Origin of the sequence: Ramlibacter sp. AN1133, assembly GCF_037890035.1 — a bacterium.
GTDB lineage: Bacteria > Pseudomonadota > Gammaproteobacteria > Burkholderiales > Burkholderiaceae_C > Ramlibacter.
In genome coordinates this window covers 267,578-285,613 of sequence record NZ_JBBKTQ010000003.1, presented here as the reverse complement: position 1 = coordinate 285,613, position 18,036 = coordinate 267,578, and the positions used below count along the sequence as shown (strand labels likewise).

The 18,036-nt window shown below is 69.9% G+C and carries 20 protein-coding genes and 1 tRNA gene; 9 read left to right on the top strand and 12 right to left on the bottom strand.

Translation table 11 applies throughout. The features are described 5' to 3' along the window. Window positions 1-2 precede the first annotated feature (2 nt). Window positions 3-791 (bottom strand): FTR1 family iron permease, encoded by a 789-nt coding sequence (locus WG923_RS05960; protein WP_340350017.1) that lies wholly within the window; start codon window positions 789-791, stop codon window positions 3-5. A gap of 212 nt (window positions 792-1,003) precedes the next feature. Between WG923_RS05960 and WG923_RS05955 the strand changes: the two genes are divergently transcribed. From WG923_RS05955 to hemP, 5 genes are all read left to right on the top strand, one after another. After that, entirely contained in the window at window positions 1,004-1,249 is a 246-nt protein-coding gene (locus WG923_RS05955; RefSeq protein ID WP_340350016.1) for a (2Fe-2S)-binding protein, read from the top strand. A gap of 97 nt (window positions 1,250-1,346) precedes the next feature. After that, window positions 1,347-2,045 carry an energy transducer TonB gene (locus WG923_RS05950; protein ID WP_340350015.1) on the top strand — a complete coding sequence of 233 codons (699 nt, stop codon included), beginning with the start codon at window positions 1,347-1,349 and terminating at the stop codon, window positions 2,043-2,045. Continuing rightward, window positions 2,042-2,755 carry a MotA/TolQ/ExbB proton channel family protein gene (locus tag WG923_RS05945; RefSeq protein ID WP_340350014.1) on the top strand — a complete coding sequence of 238 codons (714 nt, stop codon included), beginning with the start codon at window positions 2,042-2,044 and terminating at the stop codon, window positions 2,753-2,755. The genes WG923_RS05950 and WG923_RS05945 overlap by 4 nt, the downstream gene beginning before the upstream one ends. A 96-nt stretch (window positions 2,756-2,851) precedes the next feature. Continuing rightward, window positions 2,852-3,265 carry an ExbD/TolR family protein gene (locus WG923_RS05940; protein ID WP_340350013.1) on the top strand — a complete coding sequence of 138 codons (414 nt, stop codon included), beginning with the start codon at window positions 2,852-2,854 and terminating at the stop codon, window positions 3,263-3,265. Further along, a complete protein-coding gene (gene hemP / locus WG923_RS05935; RefSeq protein ID WP_340350012.1) occupies window positions 3,262-3,453 on the top strand; it encodes a hemin uptake protein HemP in 192 nt (63 codons plus the stop codon). The genes WG923_RS05940 and hemP overlap by 4 nt, the downstream gene beginning before the upstream one ends. Window positions 3,454-3,493: 40 nt before the next feature. Here hemP and WG923_RS05930 read toward each other — a convergent pair whose 3' ends face one another. Next, a complete protein-coding gene (locus WG923_RS05930) occupies window positions 3,494-3,901 on the bottom strand; it encodes a GlcG/HbpS family heme-binding protein (protein WP_340350011.1) in 408 nt (135 codons plus the stop codon). Between the two features lie 111 nt (window positions 3,902-4,012). Between WG923_RS05930 and WG923_RS05925 the strand changes: the two genes are divergently transcribed. Beyond that, window positions 4,013-4,708, top strand: a complete 696-nt coding sequence (locus WG923_RS05925) for a Bax inhibitor-1 family protein (RefSeq protein ID WP_340350010.1) — start codon at window positions 4,013-4,015, stop codon at window positions 4,706-4,708. 43 nt (window positions 4,709-4,751) lie between these two features. Here WG923_RS05925 and rlmD read toward each other — a convergent pair whose 3' ends face one another. From rlmD to surE, 6 genes are all read right to left on the bottom strand, one after another. Then, window positions 4,752-6,158 (bottom strand): 23S rRNA (uracil(1939)-C(5))-methyltransferase RlmD, encoded by a 1,407-nt coding sequence (gene rlmD / locus WG923_RS05920; protein ID WP_340350009.1) that lies wholly within the window; start codon window positions 6,156-6,158, stop codon window positions 4,752-4,754. A gap of 146 nt (window positions 6,159-6,304) precedes the next feature. Continuing rightward, window positions 6,305-7,102, bottom strand: coding sequence for a 3'-5' exonuclease (locus WG923_RS05915; RefSeq protein ID WP_340350008.1), 798 nt, complete (start codon window positions 7,100-7,102; stop codon window positions 6,305-6,307). 143 nt (window positions 7,103-7,245) lie between these two features. Further along, entirely contained in the window at window positions 7,246-8,250 is a 1,005-nt protein-coding gene (gene rpoS, locus WG923_RS05910; RefSeq protein WP_340350007.1) for an RNA polymerase sigma factor RpoS, read from the bottom strand. Window positions 8,251-8,252: 2 nt separating this feature from the next. Continuing rightward, window positions 8,253-9,131 (bottom strand): peptidoglycan DD-metalloendopeptidase family protein, encoded by an 879-nt coding sequence (locus WG923_RS05905; RefSeq protein ID WP_445322901.1) that lies wholly within the window; start codon window positions 9,129-9,131, stop codon window positions 8,253-8,255. Window positions 9,132-9,142: 11 nt separating this feature from the next. Then, complete coding sequence (locus WG923_RS05900; RefSeq protein WP_340350006.1) at window positions 9,143-9,907, bottom strand: protein-L-isoaspartate(D-aspartate) O-methyltransferase; 765 nt, start codon at window positions 9,905-9,907, stop codon at window positions 9,143-9,145. Further along, entirely contained in the window at window positions 9,904-10,677 is a 774-nt protein-coding gene (surE, locus tag WG923_RS05895) for a 5'/3'-nucleotidase SurE (RefSeq protein ID WP_340350005.1), read from the bottom strand. The genes WG923_RS05900 and surE overlap by 4 nt, the downstream gene beginning before the upstream one ends. Before the next feature lie 62 nt (window positions 10,678-10,739). Here surE and WG923_RS05890 point away from each other — a divergent pair, with 62 nt between their 5' ends. Both WG923_RS05890 and WG923_RS05885 read left to right on the top strand, forming a co-directional pair. Further along, window positions 10,740-11,729, top strand: a complete 990-nt coding sequence (locus tag WG923_RS05890) for an NADPH:quinone oxidoreductase family protein (protein WP_340350004.1) — start codon at window positions 10,740-10,742, stop codon at window positions 11,727-11,729. 38 nt (window positions 11,730-11,767) lie between these two features. After that, window positions 11,768-11,843: transfer RNA gene (locus tag WG923_RS05885), tRNA-His, on the top strand. A gap of 123 nt (window positions 11,844-11,966) precedes the next feature. Here the strand turns inward: WG923_RS05885 and WG923_RS05880 are convergent. After that, a complete protein-coding gene (locus WG923_RS05880) occupies window positions 11,967-12,377 on the bottom strand; it encodes a DUF3597 domain-containing protein (protein WP_340350003.1) in 411 nt (136 codons plus the stop codon). 334 nt (window positions 12,378-12,711) lie between these two features. Between WG923_RS05880 and WG923_RS05875 the strand changes: the two genes are divergently transcribed. Then, on the top strand, window positions 12,712-13,908 hold the full coding sequence (locus WG923_RS05875; protein ID WP_340350002.1) for a sensor histidine kinase: 1,197 nt from the start codon (window positions 12,712-12,714) through the stop codon (window positions 13,906-13,908). Here the strand turns inward: WG923_RS05875 and WG923_RS05870 are convergent. The 3 genes from WG923_RS05870 to WG923_RS05860 form a co-directional block, all read right to left on the bottom strand. Then, a complete protein-coding gene (locus tag WG923_RS05870) occupies window positions 13,905-15,176 on the bottom strand; it encodes a cation:proton antiporter (protein WP_340350001.1) in 1,272 nt (423 codons plus the stop codon). The two genes, WG923_RS05875 and WG923_RS05870, sit on opposite strands and share 4 nt — an antisense overlap. A gap of 52 nt (window positions 15,177-15,228) precedes the next feature. Then, window positions 15,229-15,909, bottom strand: a complete 681-nt coding sequence (locus tag WG923_RS05865) for a hypothetical protein (protein ID WP_340350000.1) — start codon at window positions 15,907-15,909, stop codon at window positions 15,229-15,231. A 153-nt stretch (window positions 15,910-16,062) separates the two neighbouring features. Continuing rightward, a complete protein-coding gene (locus WG923_RS05860) occupies window positions 16,063-17,985 on the bottom strand; it encodes a SurA N-terminal domain-containing protein (RefSeq protein ID WP_340349999.1) in 1,923 nt (640 codons plus the stop codon). Between the last annotated feature and the right edge of the window lie 51 nt (window positions 17,986-18,036).

The following is an 18,036-nucleotide window of genomic DNA, read 5'->3' as shown; positions in this document are numbered from 1 at the left end:
GCTTAGCGCGGGGCGGCGACGCCTGCTGCCGCGCGCTGACCGTGCCGGTCCTTCCAGAACGCGCCCACCAGCCAGATCGAGGGCAGCGCCACCATCGCCAGCGAGATCAGCTGGGCGATCCGGCCTTCCGCCAGGTCTTCGGTCGCCCGGTGCCACCACGCGTTGTCGATGCCGGGCACCAGCCCTGCCTCGGTGAACTCGTGGAAGCCGGTGATCGCGAGCTGCACCGAGAACACCACCATGAACACGGCGGTGACCTGGAAGAAGCGGGACAGGTTCACCTTGCTGCCGTGCCGCGTCCACAGCCAGGCGATCCACGCGGCCAGCGCGAAGCCGATCGCGCCGCCCCAGGCCATGTTCGCGAGATCGCCGTTGACGGCCAGCGACGCGATCATGGTGGCGGTCTCCACGCCCTCGCGGCCGACCATGAAGACCGCGAACGCGAACACGCCCCACCAGCCGGCGGAGCCCGAGCGTTCGGTGGCGGCGCCCAGGTGCGTGTCGATGTGCCGCTTCATCTGCTTGCCCATGCGCATCATGTGCACCGTGCAGCTGCCGACGGCGACGGCGGCCACCCAGGCCATCGCGCCCTCCCAGGCCGGGGACATGGCGCCGACGCGCGACAGCAACAGCCCGAGCACGGCAGATCCGGCCAGCGCGGTGACGACGCCGGCGCGAATGGCGCCGACCAGCGCCTCGCGGCCGGTGCGACGCAGGTAGAGCGCGGCAATCGCCACGATCAGCAGGGCTTCGAGGCCTTCACGGAAGGCGATCAGGAGGGTCTGGAGCATGGCGGGGAGAGGTTCAGGCGCCGAAGACTTCAGCGGGGGCGCAGGTTGTAACCAATTCTTATACCAGCGCCACGGCCGCGCTGTAAATCCGGTCTAGCGCCATCACTTCACTTGCGCTAGCGCAAATGCCTCCGGGTCGAACGCTTGCAAATGCGAAGGATTCGCATTTATACTGGACCCAGTTTCAAAGCCACCGAGTCCTGGAAGTCATCATGATCGTCTGTGTCTGCCGCCGAGTTTCCGACCGCGAGATCGCCCGCCATGCGCGCGCCGGCATGAGCTTCGACGACATCCAGTTCGAGCTCGGCGTGGCGACGCAGTGCGGCCAGTGCGAAAGCTGCGCCCGCGAGGTGCATGCCCAGTGCGCCTGCAGCGGCGGCGTCGCGGCGCTGCACTGCGAATCCGGTACCGTGAAGGAAAACGCCGAATGGCCGCAGTCGTCCTCGGTGGCGGCCTGATCCTCGCCGTTGCCGGCGCGTGGTGGGTTTTCACCCGCTGACGCGCCCCCCATCCGACCCGACAATGCTCTCCGTCCCGCAGAGCCAGAGCGCAGCCATGCCCGTGTCCCGCAACGCGCTGATCGCCGGCAGCGTCGTGCTGCTGCACGTCGGTGCGCTCTGGGCACTGCAAAGCGGGCTGCTGCGCCGCGTGGTCGAAACCGTCGTGCCGGTGGAGATCCTCGCGGCCGACGTGCCCCCGCCACCGCCGCCGGCGCGCGTCGAGCCGCCGCGCCCGCCGGAGCCCCGGCCGGTCGTGCCGCAGCCCCGGACCATCGTCCGCAAGAGCATGCCCACGCCGGCGCCCGCACCGCAGCCGGTCGCCGCGCCGCAGGCACCGCCCTCGCCTACCGCCGTGACCGGCACCACGGAACCGCAGCCGGCGCCGCCGCCAGTGAGCACGCCCGTGGCCGCGGCACCGGTGGCGGCCCCCGCGCCCGTTGCCCCCGCCAAGGTCGAACTGCCGGTCAGCGACGCCGACTACCTGCAGAATCCTGCTCCCGAATATCCGCGCATGAGCCGCCGCCTGCGCGAGTCCGGGCTGGTCGTGGTCCGGGTGCTGATCGGCACCGACGGCCGACCGCGCACGGCCCAGGTCGCCCAGAGCAGCGGCTTTCCGCGTCTCGACGAGGCGTCCGTGGAGACGGCGCTGGCCTGGCGCTACGTGCCGGGCAAGCGCGGCGGGGTGCCCGAGGAAATGTGGGCGAGCGTGCCGATCCGCTGGCGCCTCGACAACGACGGAGAGAAGAAACCATGAACCCCGACTTCGGCCTCGTGCACCTCTGGGGCCAGGGCGACCTCGTCACCCGCGCGGTGGCCATCCTGCTGCTGGGCATGTCGCTCGCCTCCTGGATGGTGATCGTCATGAAGGCGCTCGACCTGCGCCGCCACGCGAGCCAGGCGCGCCAGATCGAGAGCTTCTGGCACGCGGCCGATTTCGCCGACGGCCTCAGCAAGCTGGGCACCGATCCCGCCAACCCTTTCCGTGCGCTGGCGCTGGAGGGCCGCGAGGCCGCCGCGCACCACCATTCGCAGCAGCAGCTGCACGATTCGCTCGACGCGAGCGAATGGCTCACGCGCACGCTGCGCAACTCGATCGACGAATCCACCGCGCGCCTGCAAGGCGGCCTGGCGGTGCTCGCCTCGGTCGGTTCCACCGCGCCCTTCGTGGGCCTGTTCGGCACCGTCTGGGGCATCTACCACGCGCTGCTGTCCATCAGCGCGGCGGGCCAGGCGACCATCGACAAGGTGGCCGGCCCGATCGGTGAAGCGCTCGTCATGACGGCGCTGGGCCTCGCCGTGGCCATCCCCGCGGTGCTGGGCTACAACGCGCTGGTGCGCGGCAACAAGGGCGTGCTGAACAAGCTCAATCGCTTCGCGCACGACCTGCACGCCTACTTCGTGACCGGCTCGCGCATCTCCGCCGGTGCCGACAACAAGGTGGTGCCCATGAAGAAAGGGGTGTAGGCCTGCGGCCTCACCCCTGCGGGGGCTTCAGGATCCACCCCATCCCCACCCTTCCCCTCGAGGGGAAGGGCTTGATCAGCTAACGAGAACCAGGACATGGCCTTCGGCACCCAGGACGACACCGACGAGGTGATGAACGAGATCAACATGACGCCGCTGGTCGACGTCATGCTGGTGCTGCTGATTGTCTTCATCATCACCGTGCCGGTCATGAAGCACTCGGTCAACATCGACCTGCCGCGCGCCACCAGCAGTCCTCAGGACGCCAGGCCGGAGACGATCCGCCTGAGCGTCGACGCGAAGGGCCGCTACTACTGGAACGAGCAGCCGATCGCGGAAGGCGATCTGCTGCCCCGCCTGCAGGCCGAGGCGAAGCGCGAGCCGCAGCCCGAACTGCACCTGCGCGGCGACAAGGACGCGCGCTACGAGCGCGTGGCGCAGGCCCTCGCCGCGGCGCAGCGCTCCGGGCTGCGCCGCATCGGCTTCATCACGGAGCCGAAGGCGCCATGAACGACGGCTCCAGCGCCCCCTCTCCGGCCGCGCCGCCCGCGGCCCCGCCGGTGCGCGCGCCGGAGCGCCCGGCGCAGCTTTCCAGCGTCGAACTGCTGCGGGGGCAGCGGCTGGTGGAGATCGCGCACAACGGCGAGATCTACCGCCTGCAGGCCACGCGCCAGGGCAAGCTGATCCTCACCAAGTGACGCGCAGCGTCATCCCGACGCAGACGCGGATCCTGCTTTCCTAGAGCCCCAGCGCCGCGATGCCCGCCCGGGCGACCTGCGCATCCTCGGTGGACTTCACGCCGCTGACGCCCACGGCGCCGATGCACTGGCCGTCCTTCAGGATCGGCACGCCGCCTTCCAGCAGGCCCTGCAGGCCCGGCGCGCTCAGGAACGAGAAGCGGCCGCCGTTGATCACTTCCTCGTAGATGCGGCTCTCGCGCCGCCCCAGGGCCGCGGTCTGCGCCTTCGCCGGCGCGATCTGGGCGGAGATCGGCGCGGCCCCATCGAGCCGCTGCAGCCATAGCAGGTGGCCGCCGTCGTCGACGATCGCGATGCTCACCGCCCACTGGTTGGCGCGGGCTTCCGCTTCGGCGGCGGCGGCGATGGACTTGGCTTCGGCCAGTTCGAGGACTGCTTTCGTTTTCATGGTGCGATTCGGAGCGTGGTTTTCGGAAGCGCAGAGCATAGCGGGGTCGCCCGGCGGGGAACCCGCCTAGAATGCGCTCATCTAACGGCCGTTGAGGCAAGGAGTGCTGCTATGAACGACCCCATCCGGACGGTCCCGTCCTTCGGCTACGGCACCGCGACTACGCTGGAAGCGCGCAACCGCGTGCTGCGCAATACCTACTGGCTGCTGGCACTGAGCCTGATCCCCACGGTGCTGGGCGCGTGGCTGGGCGTGGCCACGGGCATCACCCGCGCGCTCACCGGCGGGCTCGGCCTGATCGTGTTCCTGGGCGGCGCGTTCGGTTTCATGTACGCGATCCAGAAGACCAAGGATTCGGCGGCCGGCGTCCCGGTGCTGCTCGCCTTCACCTTCTTCATGGGGCTGATGCTCTCGCGGCTGATCGCGATGGTGCTGGGCTTCAAGAACGGCCCCGGCCTGGTGATGACGGCCTTCGGCGGCACGGCGGGCGTGTTCTTCGTGATGGCCTCGCTGTCCACCATCATCAAGCGCGATCTCTCCGGCATGGGCCGGTGGCTGTTCGTGGGCGCGCTGGTGATCATGGTCGGCGCGATCATCAACGTGTTCGTCGGCTCCGGCATCGGCATGATGGTGATCAGCACCCTCGCCATCGGCATCTTCAGCCTGTACATGCTGTACGACCTGAAGCAGATCGTCGACGGCGGCGAGACGAACTACATCACGGCCACGCTGGCGCTGTACCTGGACCTGTTCAACGTGTTCCAGAGCCTGTTGGCGCTGCTGGGCATGACGGCCGGCGACGACTGAAGGCGCTTCGCGCCAACGAGAACGGGGCCCGCGGGCCCCGTTTTCATTGCAGGTCGAACACCGCGATGGATTCGACGTGCGCCGTGTGCGGGAACATGTTCACCACGCCTGCGGCGGTGCAGGCGTAGCCGCCCTGGTGCACCAGCAGGCCGGCATCGCGGGCGAGCGTCGCAGGGTTGCAGCTCACGTAGACGATGCGCCTGGGCGGCGTCCAGCCGTTGCGCAGCGTCGGGTCCTGGTGCAGGTCGGCCACCGCCTTGGCCAGCGCGAACGCGCCTTCGCGCGGCGGGTCGACCAGCCAGCGGTCGGCGCTGACGTCGGCGACGAGCTGTTGCGGCGTCATCTCGAACAGGTTGCGCGCCTCGAAGCGCGTGGGCGCCAGCGCATCGCCGGCCGCGCGCCCCGCCTGGTTGGCCGCGTAGTTCTCGCGCGAGCGCGCCACCAGCGTCTCGCTGCCCTCGATGCCCAGCACCTCGCCGGCGCGGGTGGCGAGCGGCAGCGTGAAGTTGCCCAGGCCGCAGAACCAGTCGATCACGCGCTCGCTGCGCGCCGGCTGCAGCAGGCGCAGCGCGCGCTCCACCAGCACGCGGTTGATGTGCGGGTTGACCTGCGTGAAGTCGGTCGGCCGGAACGGCATCGTGATGCCGAACTCCGGCAGGGCGTAGGCCAGTTCCTCGCCGCCTTCATCGAGCAGGCGCACGGTGTCCGGGCCCTTGGGCTGCAGCCACCACTGCACGCCGGCGGCCGCATGTTCGACGGCGAAGGCGCGCAGCTTCGCCAGGTCCCCGGCGGAAAGCGGCTCCAGGTGCCGCAGTACCAGCGCCGTCACGCGGTCGCCGCAGGCCAGCTCGATCTGCGGGCAGGTCTCGATCGCGTCCATGGAGCCGATCAGCGCGCGCAGGGGCAGCAGCAGGTCGCTCACGTGCTTCGGCACGACGTGGCATTCGCGGATGTCGGCGACGTAGCGGCTCTTGCGCTCGTGGAAGCCCACCAGCACCGTCCCCTTCTTGCGCACGTTGCGCACGCTGAAGCGCGCGCGCCAGCGGTAGCCCCAGGCCGGGCCCTCGATCGCGGGCAGCATGGTGCCGGCGCGCACCTTGCCCAGGTGCCACAGGTTGTCTTCCAGCACGCGCTGCTTGATCGCCACCTGCGCGCCGACGTGCAGGTGCTGCATCTTGCAGCCGCCGCAGGCGCCCTCGTGCAGGCCGAAGTGCGGGCAGCGGGGGCGCACGCGCTGCGCCGACTCGCGGTGCACCTGCACCAGCGAGGCCTGCTCCCAGTTGTTCTTCCTGCGGTGGACGTTCGCCGTCACCCATTCGCCGGGGAGCGCGCCGTCGATGAACACCACCTTGCCGTCGGCGCGGCGCGCCACGCCCTGCGCCTCGATGTCGAGCGATTCGATTTCCAGCCAGCCCTCGGGATGCGGGGCGGGCGACTGCTTTTCGGTCATGCGGGGATTTTCTCAGGACGGGGGCGCAGGGGCGCGGCCGCGGATCGCTGGGGTTCGCGCGCTGCGCGGGCTCACCGCCAGCCTACCGGCCGCGGAAGCCTCACCGTAGGCTGGCGGTGAGCCCGCGCAGCGCGCGAACCCCAGCATCACAGCCACGCGTCGAGGTACTCCCGCCAATGGGGCTCGGCCGGTACCAGCGCCTCCAGCGACTGCCTGACGAAGCCCATCTCCTGGTCGTATTCGGCTTCCGTGAAGCCACAGCGCATCTTCTGGAAGCGGCAGTACACGAGGTAGGTGTTCATCACGTCCGTCTCGCAGTAGCGGCGGATGTCCTCCAGCTTGCCCTCGAGCCAGGCCTCGTACACCTTGGAGCCGTCCATGCCCAGCTTGCCGGGAAAGCCGCACAGCTTGGCCATCGCGTCCAGCGGCGCGCTGGCGCGCGGCTGGTACATCGCCAGCAGGTCCATCAGGTCCAGGTGCCGCATGTGGTAGCGGCTGATGTAGTTGTTCCACTTGAACTCGCGGTCGTCCGGGCCGCCGCCCTCGCCCATGCACCAGTAGCGGTCCGCCGTCACGCCATGGCGCAGGCCCCGGTAGTGCAGCACCGGCAGGTCGAAGCCGCCGCCGTTCCAGCTCACCAGCTGCGGGGTGTGCTTGTCCACGGCGTTGAAGAAGTTCTGGATGACGCGGCCCTCGCTCGCGTTGTCGCGGTCGACGAAGGAATGCACGCGCAGGCCCTCGGCGTTGCGGAACACGCAGCTGATCACCAGCACCCGCTGCAGGTGCAGCGGCATGAAGTCGCTCTGGCCGGCGTCCTTGCGCTGCTGCAGCCACTGGGCGTAGACCTCGGCATCCGGCGCGTCCTCGGGGGCGTCGCGCAGCATGCGCAGCCCCTGCACGTCGGGGATGGATTCGATGTCGAAGACGAGGACAGGCCAACTCATGTTTTCGACTGTACCAGTCGAAAACATGAGTTGGCCGGCGGCCGCTTCAGGAGCCCCCCATCCCAGCCTTCCCCCCGGAGGGGGGAAGGGGCGGAGTGTGCCGGGAAAGGAGCAGCGGCGCGCGGGGGAGAAGAGGGGCGCGCCTAGAACAGCGCTTCGCGGTCGATGCCCTTGCGGGCCATCTGGCGCTTCAGCTTGGACAGGGCCTCGTTCTGGATCTGCCGCACGCGCTCGCGGGTGAGGCCCAGGCGGTCGCTCAGGACTTCCAGCGTTTCGGGCTCGCGCTGGTGCAGGCCGAAGCGGCCCTCCAGCACCTCGCGTTCGCGGTGCGTGAGCGTCTCGATCCAGCCGCTGACGAGTTGCTCGACCTCGCGGTTCTGCATGACGCCCGTGGGATCGACGGCCAGTTCGTCGGCCATGAAGTCGCCCAGCGTGTGCTCCTCGTCGTTGCGGTCGACCGCGGCGTCGAGCGACTTGGGCGTTTCGGCCAGCGCGAGCAGTTGCGCCACGTCCTGCACGTCGCGACCGAGCAGCGCCGCCACGTCCTCCACGCGCACGCCCTCGCCTTCGCCGCCGTTGCGGCTCGCGAAGGCAGGATCGTTCTCCAGCGTGCGGCGCGCCCGCAGCACCTGCTGCAGTTCGCGCACGACGTGCACGGGCAGGCGGATCACGCGGCCCTGGTTCATCACGGCCCGCTCCACCGCCTGCCGGATCCACCAGGTGGCATAGGTGGAGAAGCGGAAGCCGCGCTCGGGCTCGAACTTGTCGATCGCGTGCATCAGGCCGAGGTTGCCCTCCTCGATCAGGTCCGACAGGGGCACGCCGCGCCCGAGGTAGCTCTTGGCGATGCTGACGACGAGCCGCAGGTTGTGCTCGATCATCGACTGGCGGGCGGGGAAATCGCCGGCGCGCGCGCGGGTCGCGGTCTCGAATTCCTCTTCGGCGGTGAAGAGCGAGGTGCGGCGCACGTCGCGCAGGTACAGGGTGAGCGTGTCGCTGCTCTCGCCCGAGAAATCGGCGGGAACCTCGCGCAGGTGGTGTTCGGTGGGCGGCTCGGCGGCCGCCCCGGTTTCGTCGGGGGCCGCACCGTCCACGGGTTCGCGCCCGCTCGCGGGCGCCGATGCATCGTGGCCGTTGCGCCGCTTCATCGCTACCTCGCTGGCAGGAAACGCATGGGATCGACCGGCTTGCCCTGGCGCCGGATCTCGAAGTGCAGCTTCACGCGGTCGCTGTCGGTGGCGCCCATCTCGGCGATCTTCTGGCCCTTGCGCACCGTCTGGTCCTCCTTCACGAGCAGCGACTGGTTGTGCGCATACGCCGTGAGGTAGGTGTTGTTGTGCTTCAGGATGATCAGGTTGCCGTAGCCGCGCAGGCCGGCGCCGGCATAGACGACCCGCCCGTCCGCGGCGGCCAGCACCGGGTCGCCCGGGCGGCCACCGATGTCGATGCCCTTGTTCTTCTGCTCGTCGAAGCCCGCCAGGATCGCGGCCGCGCCCGGCGTAGGCCAGGCCCAGCCGATGTCGTCGTCGCCGGGCGACGGCGGCGGGGAGCCCGCGGGCGCGGAGCCAGGCGCCACGCGCGACGCGCTGCCCGCGCTCAACGGAGGCAGCACCGACGACGACGCGCCGGCCGGCGGCGCGGCTCGCGGGGGCTCGGCCTGCGCGATCGCCGTCGGGGCCGGCGGCGTCACGCGCAGCACCTGGCCCACTTCGATCACGTTCGGGTTGTCGATGTTGTTCCAGCGCGCGATGTCGCGCCAGTTCTGTCCGCTCTCGAGCGCGATGCGGATCAGCGTTTCGCCCGGCCGCACCGTGTGGTAGCCCGGCTTTCCTTCGTTCTCCGCGCCGGGCAGCGTCGCGGAGCGGGCCGCCTGCGCCGGCTGCGTTGCCGGCGGGGCCACGGTGACATGGCGTGCAGTGCCGCGGTCTTCCACCGGCGCGGGTGCGCGGCGCGGCGACGTGCACGCCGCCAGCGCGGCGCACAACAGCACCATGCAACCACCCACCCACGCGCGCTCGCGCAACACCATCGAATTCTTCCTCATGCGATGCCCGATTTTAGGGGCACAAAATGAACGCCCTCAAGGACGCTCTGGTTCAGCCGACCCGCGGTCTTCTCCACGATCACGAGAGCCTGCGCGCCGTGAGGCATCACCATGGGCGCCACGATGCGCCCTCCCTCGGCAAGCTGGTCGGTCCATTGCACCGGCACGGCATCGCCGCCCGCTGCGGCAATGATGCCTGCATAGGGCGCGCCCTTGGCGTAGCCCTGCATGCCATCGCCGAAGAGCAGGTGCAGGTTGGCCAGGCGCAGCGGCCGAAGGTTCTCGCGCGCGCGTTCGTGCAACGCGCGCAGCCGCTCGATGCTGTAGACCTCGGTGGCGACCTGGCTCAGCACCGCGGCCTGGTAACCGCAACCGGTGCCGACCTCCAGCACGCGGCCGAGCCGCCCGTTCGCATCGGTGCGGCCCGCCAGCAGCAGCTCGATCATGCGCGCCACCACGCTCGGCTTGGAGATGGTCTGGCCCAGGCCGATGGGCAGGCTCGTGTCCTCGTAGGCCTGGTTGACCAGCGCGCTGTCCACGAAGCGGTGCCGATCCACCGCATTCATCGCGGCCAGCACGCGCGCGTCGCGCACGCCCTGGCCCGCGAGCTTGCGCACCATGCGCGCGCGCACGGCATGCGAGTCGAGCCCGAGGCCGGACGGCACCGTCCGCTGCGGCGCCGCCGCGGCCGCGGGGGGGCGCGCGGGCGCCGGGGCCCCAGGGGCGGGCAGCCGTGCCGGGAAACCCGGCCGGCGTGTCATCGGCCGCCCTCGCCCTGCGGGATCTGCGTGGCCGCCTGCGCCCAGTAGCGCAGCGCGTCGTGGTCGGTCAGGTCCACCTTCAGCGGCGTGATGGTCGGATGCCCCTGCAGGTTGGCGTGGAAGTCGGTGCCCTCGGCGTCGTCCTTGGCCGGGCCGGCCGCGCCGATCCAGTACATCATCTGCCCGTGCGGGCTGGTCTGCGCGATCACCTTCTCCGCCGCGTGGCGGCGGCCGAGGCGGCACACCTTGTAGGGCTTCAGGTCCTCGTAGGGCCGGTTGGGGATGTTCACGTTCAGCAGCCAGTGCGCGTCGTCGGTGCGATGGTGCTCCGAGAGGAACTGCACCAGTTCGCGCGCCTTGCGCGCCGCCGCGTCGAGGTGGGCCCAGCCCTTCTCCGTCTGCGAGAAGGCGATGGCGGGAACGCCGAACAGGTAGCCCTCCATCGCCGCGCCGACCGTGCCGGAGTAGATCGTGTCGTCGCCCATGTTGGCGCCGTTGTTGATGCCGCTCACGACCAGGTCCGGCTTGTAGCCCAGAAGGCCCGTGAGCGCGATGTGCACGCAGTCGGCCGGCGTGCCGTTCACGTAGCGGAAGCCGTTGCCCGCCACGTTGACGTACAGCGGCGCGTGCAGCGTCAGCGCGTTGGACTTGGCGCTGTTGTTGTGTTCCGGCGCCACGACTTCGACGTCGCCGAGGTCCCGGATGGCCTCGTACAGCGCCACGATGCCCGGCGCCTGGTAGCCGTCGTCGTTGGAGAGCAGGATCTTCATCTTGCGGTCATTGTAGGGTCGCGCTCGCCCCTATCATCGCGGCCATCGAAGGAGACATGTGCATGCAAGCCTGGCTTTGCGAAAACCCCGTCGGCGTTGACGCGCTGCAATGGAAGGAACTGCCCACCCCGCAGCCGCAGGCGGGCGAGGTGCTCGTCGAGGTGAAGGCCGCGAGCCTGAACTTCCCCGACCTGCTGATCGTGCAGAACAAGTACCAGCACAAGCCGCCCCTGCCCTTCGTGCCCGGCTCCGAGTTCGCCGGCGTCGTGGCGGCGGTGGGTGCGGGCGTGACGAACCTGCAGGTGGGCCAGTCGGTCGCCTGCCTCGCCGGCACCGGCGGCTTCGGCACCCACACCATCGCGCCGGCGGAGCGCTGCGTGCCGCTGCCGGCCGGCTTTCCTTTCGTGGACGCCGCGGCCTTCATCATGACGTACGCGACCTCGTACCACGCGCTGGTCGATCGCGCGCAACTGAAGGCGGGCGAGACGGTGCTGGTCCTCGGCGCCGCCGGCGGCGTGGGCACCGCCGCGATCCAGATCGCCAAGGCGATGGGCGCGCGGGTGATCGCCGCGGCCTCCACGGACGACAAGTGCGCCCTGTGCCGCTCCATCGGCGCCGACGCGACGATCAACTACACGCAGCACGGCGTGCCGAACGCCTTTCGCGAGCAGGTCAGGACGCTCACCGACGGCAAGGGCCCGGACGTGGTCTACGACCCGGTGGGCGGCGAGTTCGCCGAGCCGGCCTTCCGCTCGATCGCGTGGCGGGGCCGCTACTGCGTGATCGGCTTCGCGGCGGGCCCGATCCCGAGCCTGCCGCTGAACCTGCCGCTGCTGAAGGGCGCGTCGCTGGTCGGTGTGTTCTGGGGCGAGCTCACGCGGCGCGAGCCGAAGACGGCCGCGGCCACGCTGCAGGAACTCGCGAAGTGGTACGGCCAGGGCCGGATCAAGCCCGTGATCGACCGCACGATGCCGATGGCCGAGCTCAGGGCGGCCTATGCGCGCATGGGTTCGCGTGAGGTCCAGGGCAAGCTGGTGCTGGTCAACGACTGAAAAATCCCCCGCGGCCCGGCTATAATCGCCGGCTCACGGTGGCTGTAGCTCAGTTGGTAGAGTCCAGGATTGTGATTCCTGTTGTCGTGGGTTCGAGTCCCATCAGCCACCCCACCCCCTTGCTGCGCATCAGGCCTTGATTCCCCCGGAATCAAGGCCTGATCGCTTTGGCGCCGACGAAAAGCGCAGGTCCCGACGCAGCGCCGCTTCGGGCCCGCATGCCGGAGCCCCGGCCGGTCACAGCAGCTCTTTGGGAACGTTGCCGCCGTTGGCGGCCAGCTTCTGCAGCACCGCCTTGTGCAGCCACATGTTCATCTGCGCGGAGTCGGCCATCAGGTTGGCGGGGCACCCGAGCTCGGTGGCGAGTTCCTTGCGCGCATTCAGGCTGCTGTCGATGTCCAGGAGCTTGAGCAGGTCCACGATGGAGGTGCGCCAGTTGAGCTTCTGGGAATTGGCGTTGGCCTTGGCCTCCAGCTGGCCGACGACGTCCACCTCGCTGATCGCCCGCGGCCTGGCAGTTTCGGCACCGGCGCCAGCGACGTTGGTCGCCGGCGCGGCCGGCGCCACGGGTGCCTTGAGCATGTCGTCGACCTTGCTGGCACCCGCATCGAATCCCAGTTTGTCCAGAATCTTGCTGAAGAATCCCATCTTGCACTCTCCTTCTCGGTTCCCGCAGCTGCACGGGCGGCAACTGTTGCCGCACCTTGAGCGGAGCCCCGGTGGACCCATGGTGCCATCAATCGGGCCTGGCGGGCTGCGGCCGCGGGCTTCCGACCGACGGTGCCGCCTGGACCTCGCCCCTCGAGCCTCGGATCCTGCTTCGGGAGGCGCCTCGGGGCCTTTCGTGTCCGCTGCGTGAAGTCCGGCGAACTGTGCCGAACGCGCCTACACTCCCTTGTTCCTCCGCTGATTCGGCTCCTTCGTGCCTGAGCCGATGGGTTCGCCCGATCAGTCTGCATGCGCACCGCTCCCGGGGTCGTCCATGCAAGCTTCCACCTCTTCGACAGTCACGCAGCTCCATCCGCGGTCCGGTGACCCTCCTTCGCGGCCGCGCCTGTCCGAGTTCCTGGGAACGCATGCCGAGGAGATCCTGCTCGCCTGGGACGAATTCGCCGCCACCGTGAGCCACACGGGGGTGGCGCTGGACCCCGCCGCCCTGCGCGACCACGCGTCGGAGATCCTCAAGACGATCGCCGCGGACCTCGCGCGGCCGCAGTCCGCCGCCCAGCAGGATGCGAAGGGCAAGGGGAACGGCCCGCGCGGCCCGCTGCCGACGCCGGCGGAAACGCACGCCGACTTCCGCATGGTCGCCGGCTTCGCGGTGGATTCGATGATCACCGAGTACCGCGCCCTGCGCGCGAGCGTGCTGAAGATCTGGGCGCACCACGGCGGCGGCGCGGGGCCGGAAGACCTGGCAGACCTCACGCGCTTCAACGAGGCCATCGACCAGGCCATCGCGGAATCCGTCGGCCGCTACACGCGGCAGACCGGCACCTCCGCGGAGCTGTTCATCGGCATCCTGGGGCACGACATCCGCAATCCGCTCGGCACGATCATGATGAGCGCGGCCGGCCTCGTGCGTTCCGGCAAGCTCAGCGCCGCCGCCGCGGCGCCCATCGTGAACGCGGCCTCCCGCATCAAGGCCATCATCGAGCAGGTGGTGGACTTCACGCGCGCGCAGGCCGACGGCGTGATGCCCATCGAACGGCAGCCGGGCGATCTTGCCGCGCAGCTGGCCAAGGTCGTCGAAGAGACCCAGGTTCGGCATCCGAAACGCATCGTGCGCCTGGAAAGCCGCGGCGACTTCATCGGCACCTGGGATGAAGGCCGCATGGGGCAGCTGCTGTCGAACCTGCTGGGCAACGCCCTGCTGTACGGAAGCCCCACCACGGAGGTGACGGTGCGCATGTGGTCGCAGCCCCGGGAGGTCTTCTTCTCGGTGCACAACTTCGGCGAACCCATCCCCGTGGAGGACCGCGAGCGGATCTTCCAGCCGCTGGAGCGGGGCGTGCAGCGGGAAGCGGACGGCGAGCACCGCGAGCGCACCGGCCTGGGCCTGGGGCTGTACATCTGCCGCGAGATCGTGCTGTCGCACGGCGGCGACCTGCAGATCGACTCCTCGGCGCTCGAAGGAACGACCTTCCTGGTGCGCCTGCCGCGCGAGGCTCCCCGCCCCTAGCGCCGCCGGCCCGCCCGCCGCCGCCACAGGATGTAGCGGTCCATCAGCGGCTGGGCCGTGATGCCATGGACGATGATGGACGTGGCCACGGTCCACAGCGTGAGCGAGACGAGCGTCTCCGCGATCCGCGGCGCGATGCCGTGGCGCAGCGCGAACAGCAGGTAGAACACCGAGCCGATCCCGCGGATGCCGAACCACGCGATCATGGTCCGCTGCGGCCGGCTCAGGCCTTCTCCCGGCACGGCCGCGAGCACCGACAGCGGCCTCAGCACCAGCAGCAGCAGCGGCACGAACCACCAGCCGGCGGCCGGCAGCGGCGCGTACGACAGCATCGCGCCGAGCATCAGGACCAATGCAAGTTCGGCGACCTTCTCGAGTTGCTCGTTGAAGGCCTGCACCGTGTCCTGCATGTCCCTGGCTTGCCGGGGCGTATCTTCCTGCTCCGCCCGCGGCGCCTGCGGTCGTTCCCGCACCCGCTGCAAGGCCAGGCCGGCGGCGAACACGGCCAGGAAGCCGGACGCGAGGCAGATCTGCGCCAGGCCATAGGCCATGCCGATCAGGCCCAGCCCCAGGAACTCGTCGAGGCCGACCGCCTGGCCATGGCGGCTGCGCAGCAGGACCACCAGCCGTCCCGCGCCGGTGCCCAGCAGGGCCCCGATCGCCACGCCGCCCAGCGTGGCCCAGAGGAGCGAAATGCCCCACCAGCGCATCAGGCCCGGGCCCAGTTCCCCGAGGCCCAGCAAGCCCAGGCCCAGCATCACGAACGGGAATGCCGTGCCGTCGTTCAGGCCGCCCTCCCCCGCGAGGCTGAAGCCCATGCGGTCGGGCCTCGCGCCCGGTTCGGAGCGCACGCCGGAGGCGAGCACGGGATCGGTCGGGGCCACGATGGCGCCGAGCAGGATCGCCGCTCCCAGTGGCAGGTGCAGCAGCCACACGCCCACCGCCGTCACCATGCCCACCAGCAGGGCCATCGATCCGATCGCGAGGCGCGCGGGCAGCAGCCAGCGGCGATCCCGCAGCGGCACGCCCAGCTGCATGCCGACGGCGAACAGCGAGATGAGGAGCGCGATCTCCGCGATCGTCTCCAGCAGGCGCGCGTGCAGGAAGGGATCCGGCCGCAGCACGTTCATCACGTCCGGGCCGAGAACCCATCCCAGCGCCAGGTAGACCATCGCGCTGCTGAGGGGCAGCCGCCCGAGCAGCGTGCCCGCGAGCACCATGGTGACCATCAGCCCGCCGACGAACAGGGCCCATTCAGCGAGCGACATCGAACCGATGATACGCGGCGCCCTCCACCGGCCTCCCGCCCTGCGGCGCGGCTCAGGCGGTGGGATCGGACGCGTTGCGGATTTCCTGCAGGGTGGGGCCACCCACCCGCTGGGCCATCGCGGCGAGGCTCTTCTTGAGAATGGACCCGGTGGAGCCCGACACCGACAGGTTGCCGAGTTCGAGCGCCGCCACGGCGTAGGTGGCGGTGGCCAGCGAGCTGCGCAGGGAGTGCAGCAGCGCTTCCAGGCGTTCGCTGGCCTGCGCCTGCTGTTGCGCGGCCACGGAGAGATCGCGCTGGGCGCTGAAGGCCTCGACCGCACTGGCGATGCTGTTGTCCAGGCAGCGATTGAGGGTGCGGAATTCGTGCACGGCAAACGGCGCCTCGCGTTCGAAGGCGAGGTCCGTGATCGCCTGGCACAGGTCTCCGTAGTCGTGGACGACCTGGGACACCGAGTACCCCAGGACCAGGAGCTCCCTGCCGTGGGCCGTGGCGCTGGTCCCCATCTCGGAGGCGCCTGCCGCTTCGCCGCCCGCCGGGCCCGAAATCATCAGGCTGACGGTGGTCTCGTGCCGCTCCTCCGCTTCCAGGGTGCGCTGCAGCTGCGCCAGGAAGAGCGGGATGCCGTTGCGCAGCTGCAGTTCGGTGGCTGCGCGCAGCGGCCGCATGGCAACCTTCGCCGTGCACCTGCGAATCAGCTCCTCGCGGTGCGACGCCAGGAAATTCGACATCATGGATCGCTCCCTCACGGCGGCTACCGTGTGCCACGAGCGTGGTCCCTCCATCGGGCCGCGTCGGTGCGACACCGCACCAACCGTTGTCCGACAGCGCGCCGTCAGCGCGCGGTCAGCGAGGGCCGGCGACCGCGTCTTGCGCCGGCCGCGCCGTCACTGCGTGGGCAGCGTGTCCTTCGGCCTGGGCACCAGGATCTCCGCCTTGTAGCGGTCCTTCAGCACGTTGTAGTACGCCAGCGCCTCGTCGCGCGTCCAGGCCTGCGTGTACTGCTGAAGTTCCTGCGCTGCCTGCTGCGGCGGCGGCGCTTCACGCGGCAGCACCTTGTTCACCTTCACGATCGCATAGCCTTCGGCCCCGAGGTCGACGCCCACGAGCGCCGGCAGCTTGGCCGCGTCGGCGCGCAGCGCCGCCTCCACCAGCTTGGGCGGCTGCTTGGCATCCACGCGCGACAGCGTCACGGTCTCGCCGACCTGCGCCGCGGCCGGGTCGGCCTTCCACGCGGCCAGCTTCGCCTCGCCTTCCTTGCGGGCGAGTTCCGCCGCCTTCTTCGCCACCACGCTGTCGCGCACGCTCGCCTTCACCTCCTCGAAGGGACGCGTGCGCGCCGGCGAGTACTGCGTGACGCGGCCGGCCACCAGCTGGCTGGGACCGAATTCCACGGCCTCCGTGTTGCGCTTGCGCTCGGTGGCGTCCGGCGAGAACAGGGACTGCAGGAACTTGGGGTTGGCCAGCGGCCCGGTGGCGCCCGGCTGCGGGGTGCGCGTCAGGCCCTGCACGCTCCTGACTTCCAGCTTCAGCTTGTCGGCCACCGGCTTGAGCGAGTCCGACTGCTCGTACACGGTGTTGCTGAAGGTCTCCGCGGCCTCGGCGTACTTCTTCTGCGCCTGCTGCTTGCGCAGCTCCGCTTCCAGTTCGGGCCTGACTTCCTCGAAGGTGCGCTGCTTGGGCACCTTGATGTCGGTGAGCTTGACGATGTGGTAGCCGAACTCCGTCTCCACCGGGCCCGCGATCTCGCCCTTGGCCTTCAGCGCGAACACGGCATCCTCGAACGGCTTGGTCATCGCGCCGCGGGTGAAGAAGTCCAGGTCGCCGCCGTTGGCCGCCGAGCCCGGGTCCTGCGAGTTCTTCTTCGCCACTTCGGCGAAGCTGTCCGGGTTCTTCTTCACCTGCGCGAGCAGTTCCTCCGCCTTGGCCTTGGCCTTGTCCTTCTCGGCCTGCGGCGCCCCCTTGGGCACGGTGACCAGGATGTGGCTGGCGCGGCGTTCCTCGGCACCGCCGCCCACGCGGCCCTGGTTCTGCTCGTAGTAGCTCTTGAGGTCGGCCTCGTTGAGGGTGATGCCCTTCTGCACCGAGGCGAGATCGAGCACCACGTATTCGACGTTCGCCTGCTCGGGCGACTGGAACAGCTGCGGGTTCTCCTTGTAGAAGGCCTGCAGTTCGCCTTCGGTGGGCTCCACCTTGGCCTTGAAGTCGGCGGCATTGAAGCGTGCCACCTGCGCCTCGCGCCGCTCGAAGTAGCTGCCCAGGGCCACGGCCGCCTGCGTGGGCGGCGTGAAGGCGGACTGGCCCACGCCCCCGAGCACCTGGCGCAGCGCGATGTCGTTGCGCACCTGGTTCTCGAACATCTGCGGCGACATGCCGCGCGCGGCGAGCAGCTGCTCGTAGCGCTTCAGGTCGATCTTGCCGTCCGCCCCGCGCAGCGCGCCCATCACCTCGTTGGACTGCAGCTCGCGTGCCAGGCGCTGGTCCCCCACCAGCAGGTGCTGGTGCTCCACCGCCGCGGCCAGCACGCGATCGCGCACCAGCTGCTCCAGCGTGCCGTACTTCGCGGCAGCGGAGTCGAGCAGCTTGGTGTCGATGGTGGGCATCTGCTCGCGCAGGCGGTCCACCTGGCGCTTGTGGGCTTCGTCCCAGTCCTGCTGCGTGATCTCGTGGCCGTCCACCTTGGCCACCGTCTCGCCCCTCTCGCGCATGCGGTTGTAGCCCTGGAGGCCGAACAGGACGAAGGACGGCACGATCAGGAGGAACAGCACGAGCTGCATCCACTTGGTGTGCTTGCGGACGAATTCAAACATGTTCGGTTCTCGTTCTCAGGACAAACAAAAAGGCGAACCACGGTTCGCCTT

Bases quoted from the DNA above. Each gene is read 5' to 3' on its own strand.
- WG923_RS05960 (WP_340350017.1), bottom strand. From the start codon at position 791: ATGCTCCAGACCCTCCTGATCGCCTTCCGTGAAGGCCTCGAAGCCCTG.
- WG923_RS05955 (WP_340350016.1), top strand. From the start codon at position 1,004: ATGATCGTCTGTGTCTGCCGCCGAGTTTCCGACCGCGAGATCGCCCGC.
- WG923_RS05950 (WP_340350015.1), top strand. From the start codon at position 1,347: ATGCCCGTGTCCCGCAACGCGCTGATCGCCGGCAGCGTCGTGCTGCTG.
- WG923_RS05945 (WP_340350014.1), top strand. From the start codon at position 2,042: ATGAACCCCGACTTCGGCCTCGTGCACCTCTGGGGCCAGGGCGACCTC.
- WG923_RS05940 (WP_340350013.1), top strand. From the start codon at position 2,852: ATGGCCTTCGGCACCCAGGACGACACCGACGAGGTGATGAACGAGATC.
- hemP (WP_340350012.1), top strand. From the start codon at position 3,262: ATGAACGACGGCTCCAGCGCCCCCTCTCCGGCCGCGCCGCCCGCGGCC.
- WG923_RS05930 (WP_340350011.1), bottom strand. From the start codon at position 3,901: ATGAAAACGAAAGCAGTCCTCGAACTGGCCGAAGCCAAGTCCATCGCC.
- WG923_RS05925 (WP_340350010.1), top strand. From the start codon at position 4,013: ATGAACGACCCCATCCGGACGGTCCCGTCCTTCGGCTACGGCACCGCG.
- rlmD (WP_340350009.1), bottom strand. From the start codon at position 6,158: ATGACCGAAAAGCAGTCGCCCGCCCCGCATCCCGAGGGCTGGCTGGAA.
- WG923_RS05915 (WP_340350008.1), bottom strand. From the start codon at position 7,102: ATGAGTTGGCCTGTCCTCGTCTTCGACATCGAATCCATCCCCGACGTG.
- rpoS (WP_340350007.1), bottom strand. From the start codon at position 8,250: ATGAAGCGGCGCAACGGCCACGATGCATCGGCGCCCGCGAGCGGGCGC.
- WG923_RS05905 (WP_445322901.1), bottom strand. From the start codon at position 9,131: ATGGTGTTGCGCGAGCGCGCGTGGGTGGGTGGTTGCATGGTGCTGTTG.
- WG923_RS05900 (WP_340350006.1), bottom strand. From the start codon at position 9,907: ATGACACGCCGGCCGGGTTTCCCGGCACGGCTGCCCGCCCCTGGGGCC.
- surE (WP_340350005.1), bottom strand. From the start codon at position 10,677: ATGAAGATCCTGCTCTCCAACGACGACGGCTACCAGGCGCCGGGCATC.
- WG923_RS05890 (WP_340350004.1), top strand. From the start codon at position 10,740: ATGCAAGCCTGGCTTTGCGAAAACCCCGTCGGCGTTGACGCGCTGCAA.
- WG923_RS05880 (WP_340350003.1), bottom strand. From the start codon at position 12,377: ATGGGATTCTTCAGCAAGATTCTGGACAAACTGGGATTCGATGCGGGT.
- WG923_RS05875 (WP_340350002.1), top strand. From the start codon at position 12,712: ATGCAAGCTTCCACCTCTTCGACAGTCACGCAGCTCCATCCGCGGTCC.
- WG923_RS05870 (WP_340350001.1), bottom strand. From the start codon at position 15,176: ATGTCGCTCGCTGAATGGGCCCTGTTCGTCGGCGGGCTGATGGTCACC.
- WG923_RS05865 (WP_340350000.1), bottom strand. From the start codon at position 15,909: ATGATGTCGAATTTCCTGGCGTCGCACCGCGAGGAGCTGATTCGCAGG.
- WG923_RS05860 (WP_340349999.1), bottom strand. From the start codon at position 17,985: ATGTTTGAATTCGTCCGCAAGCACACCAAGTGGATGCAGCTCGTGCTG.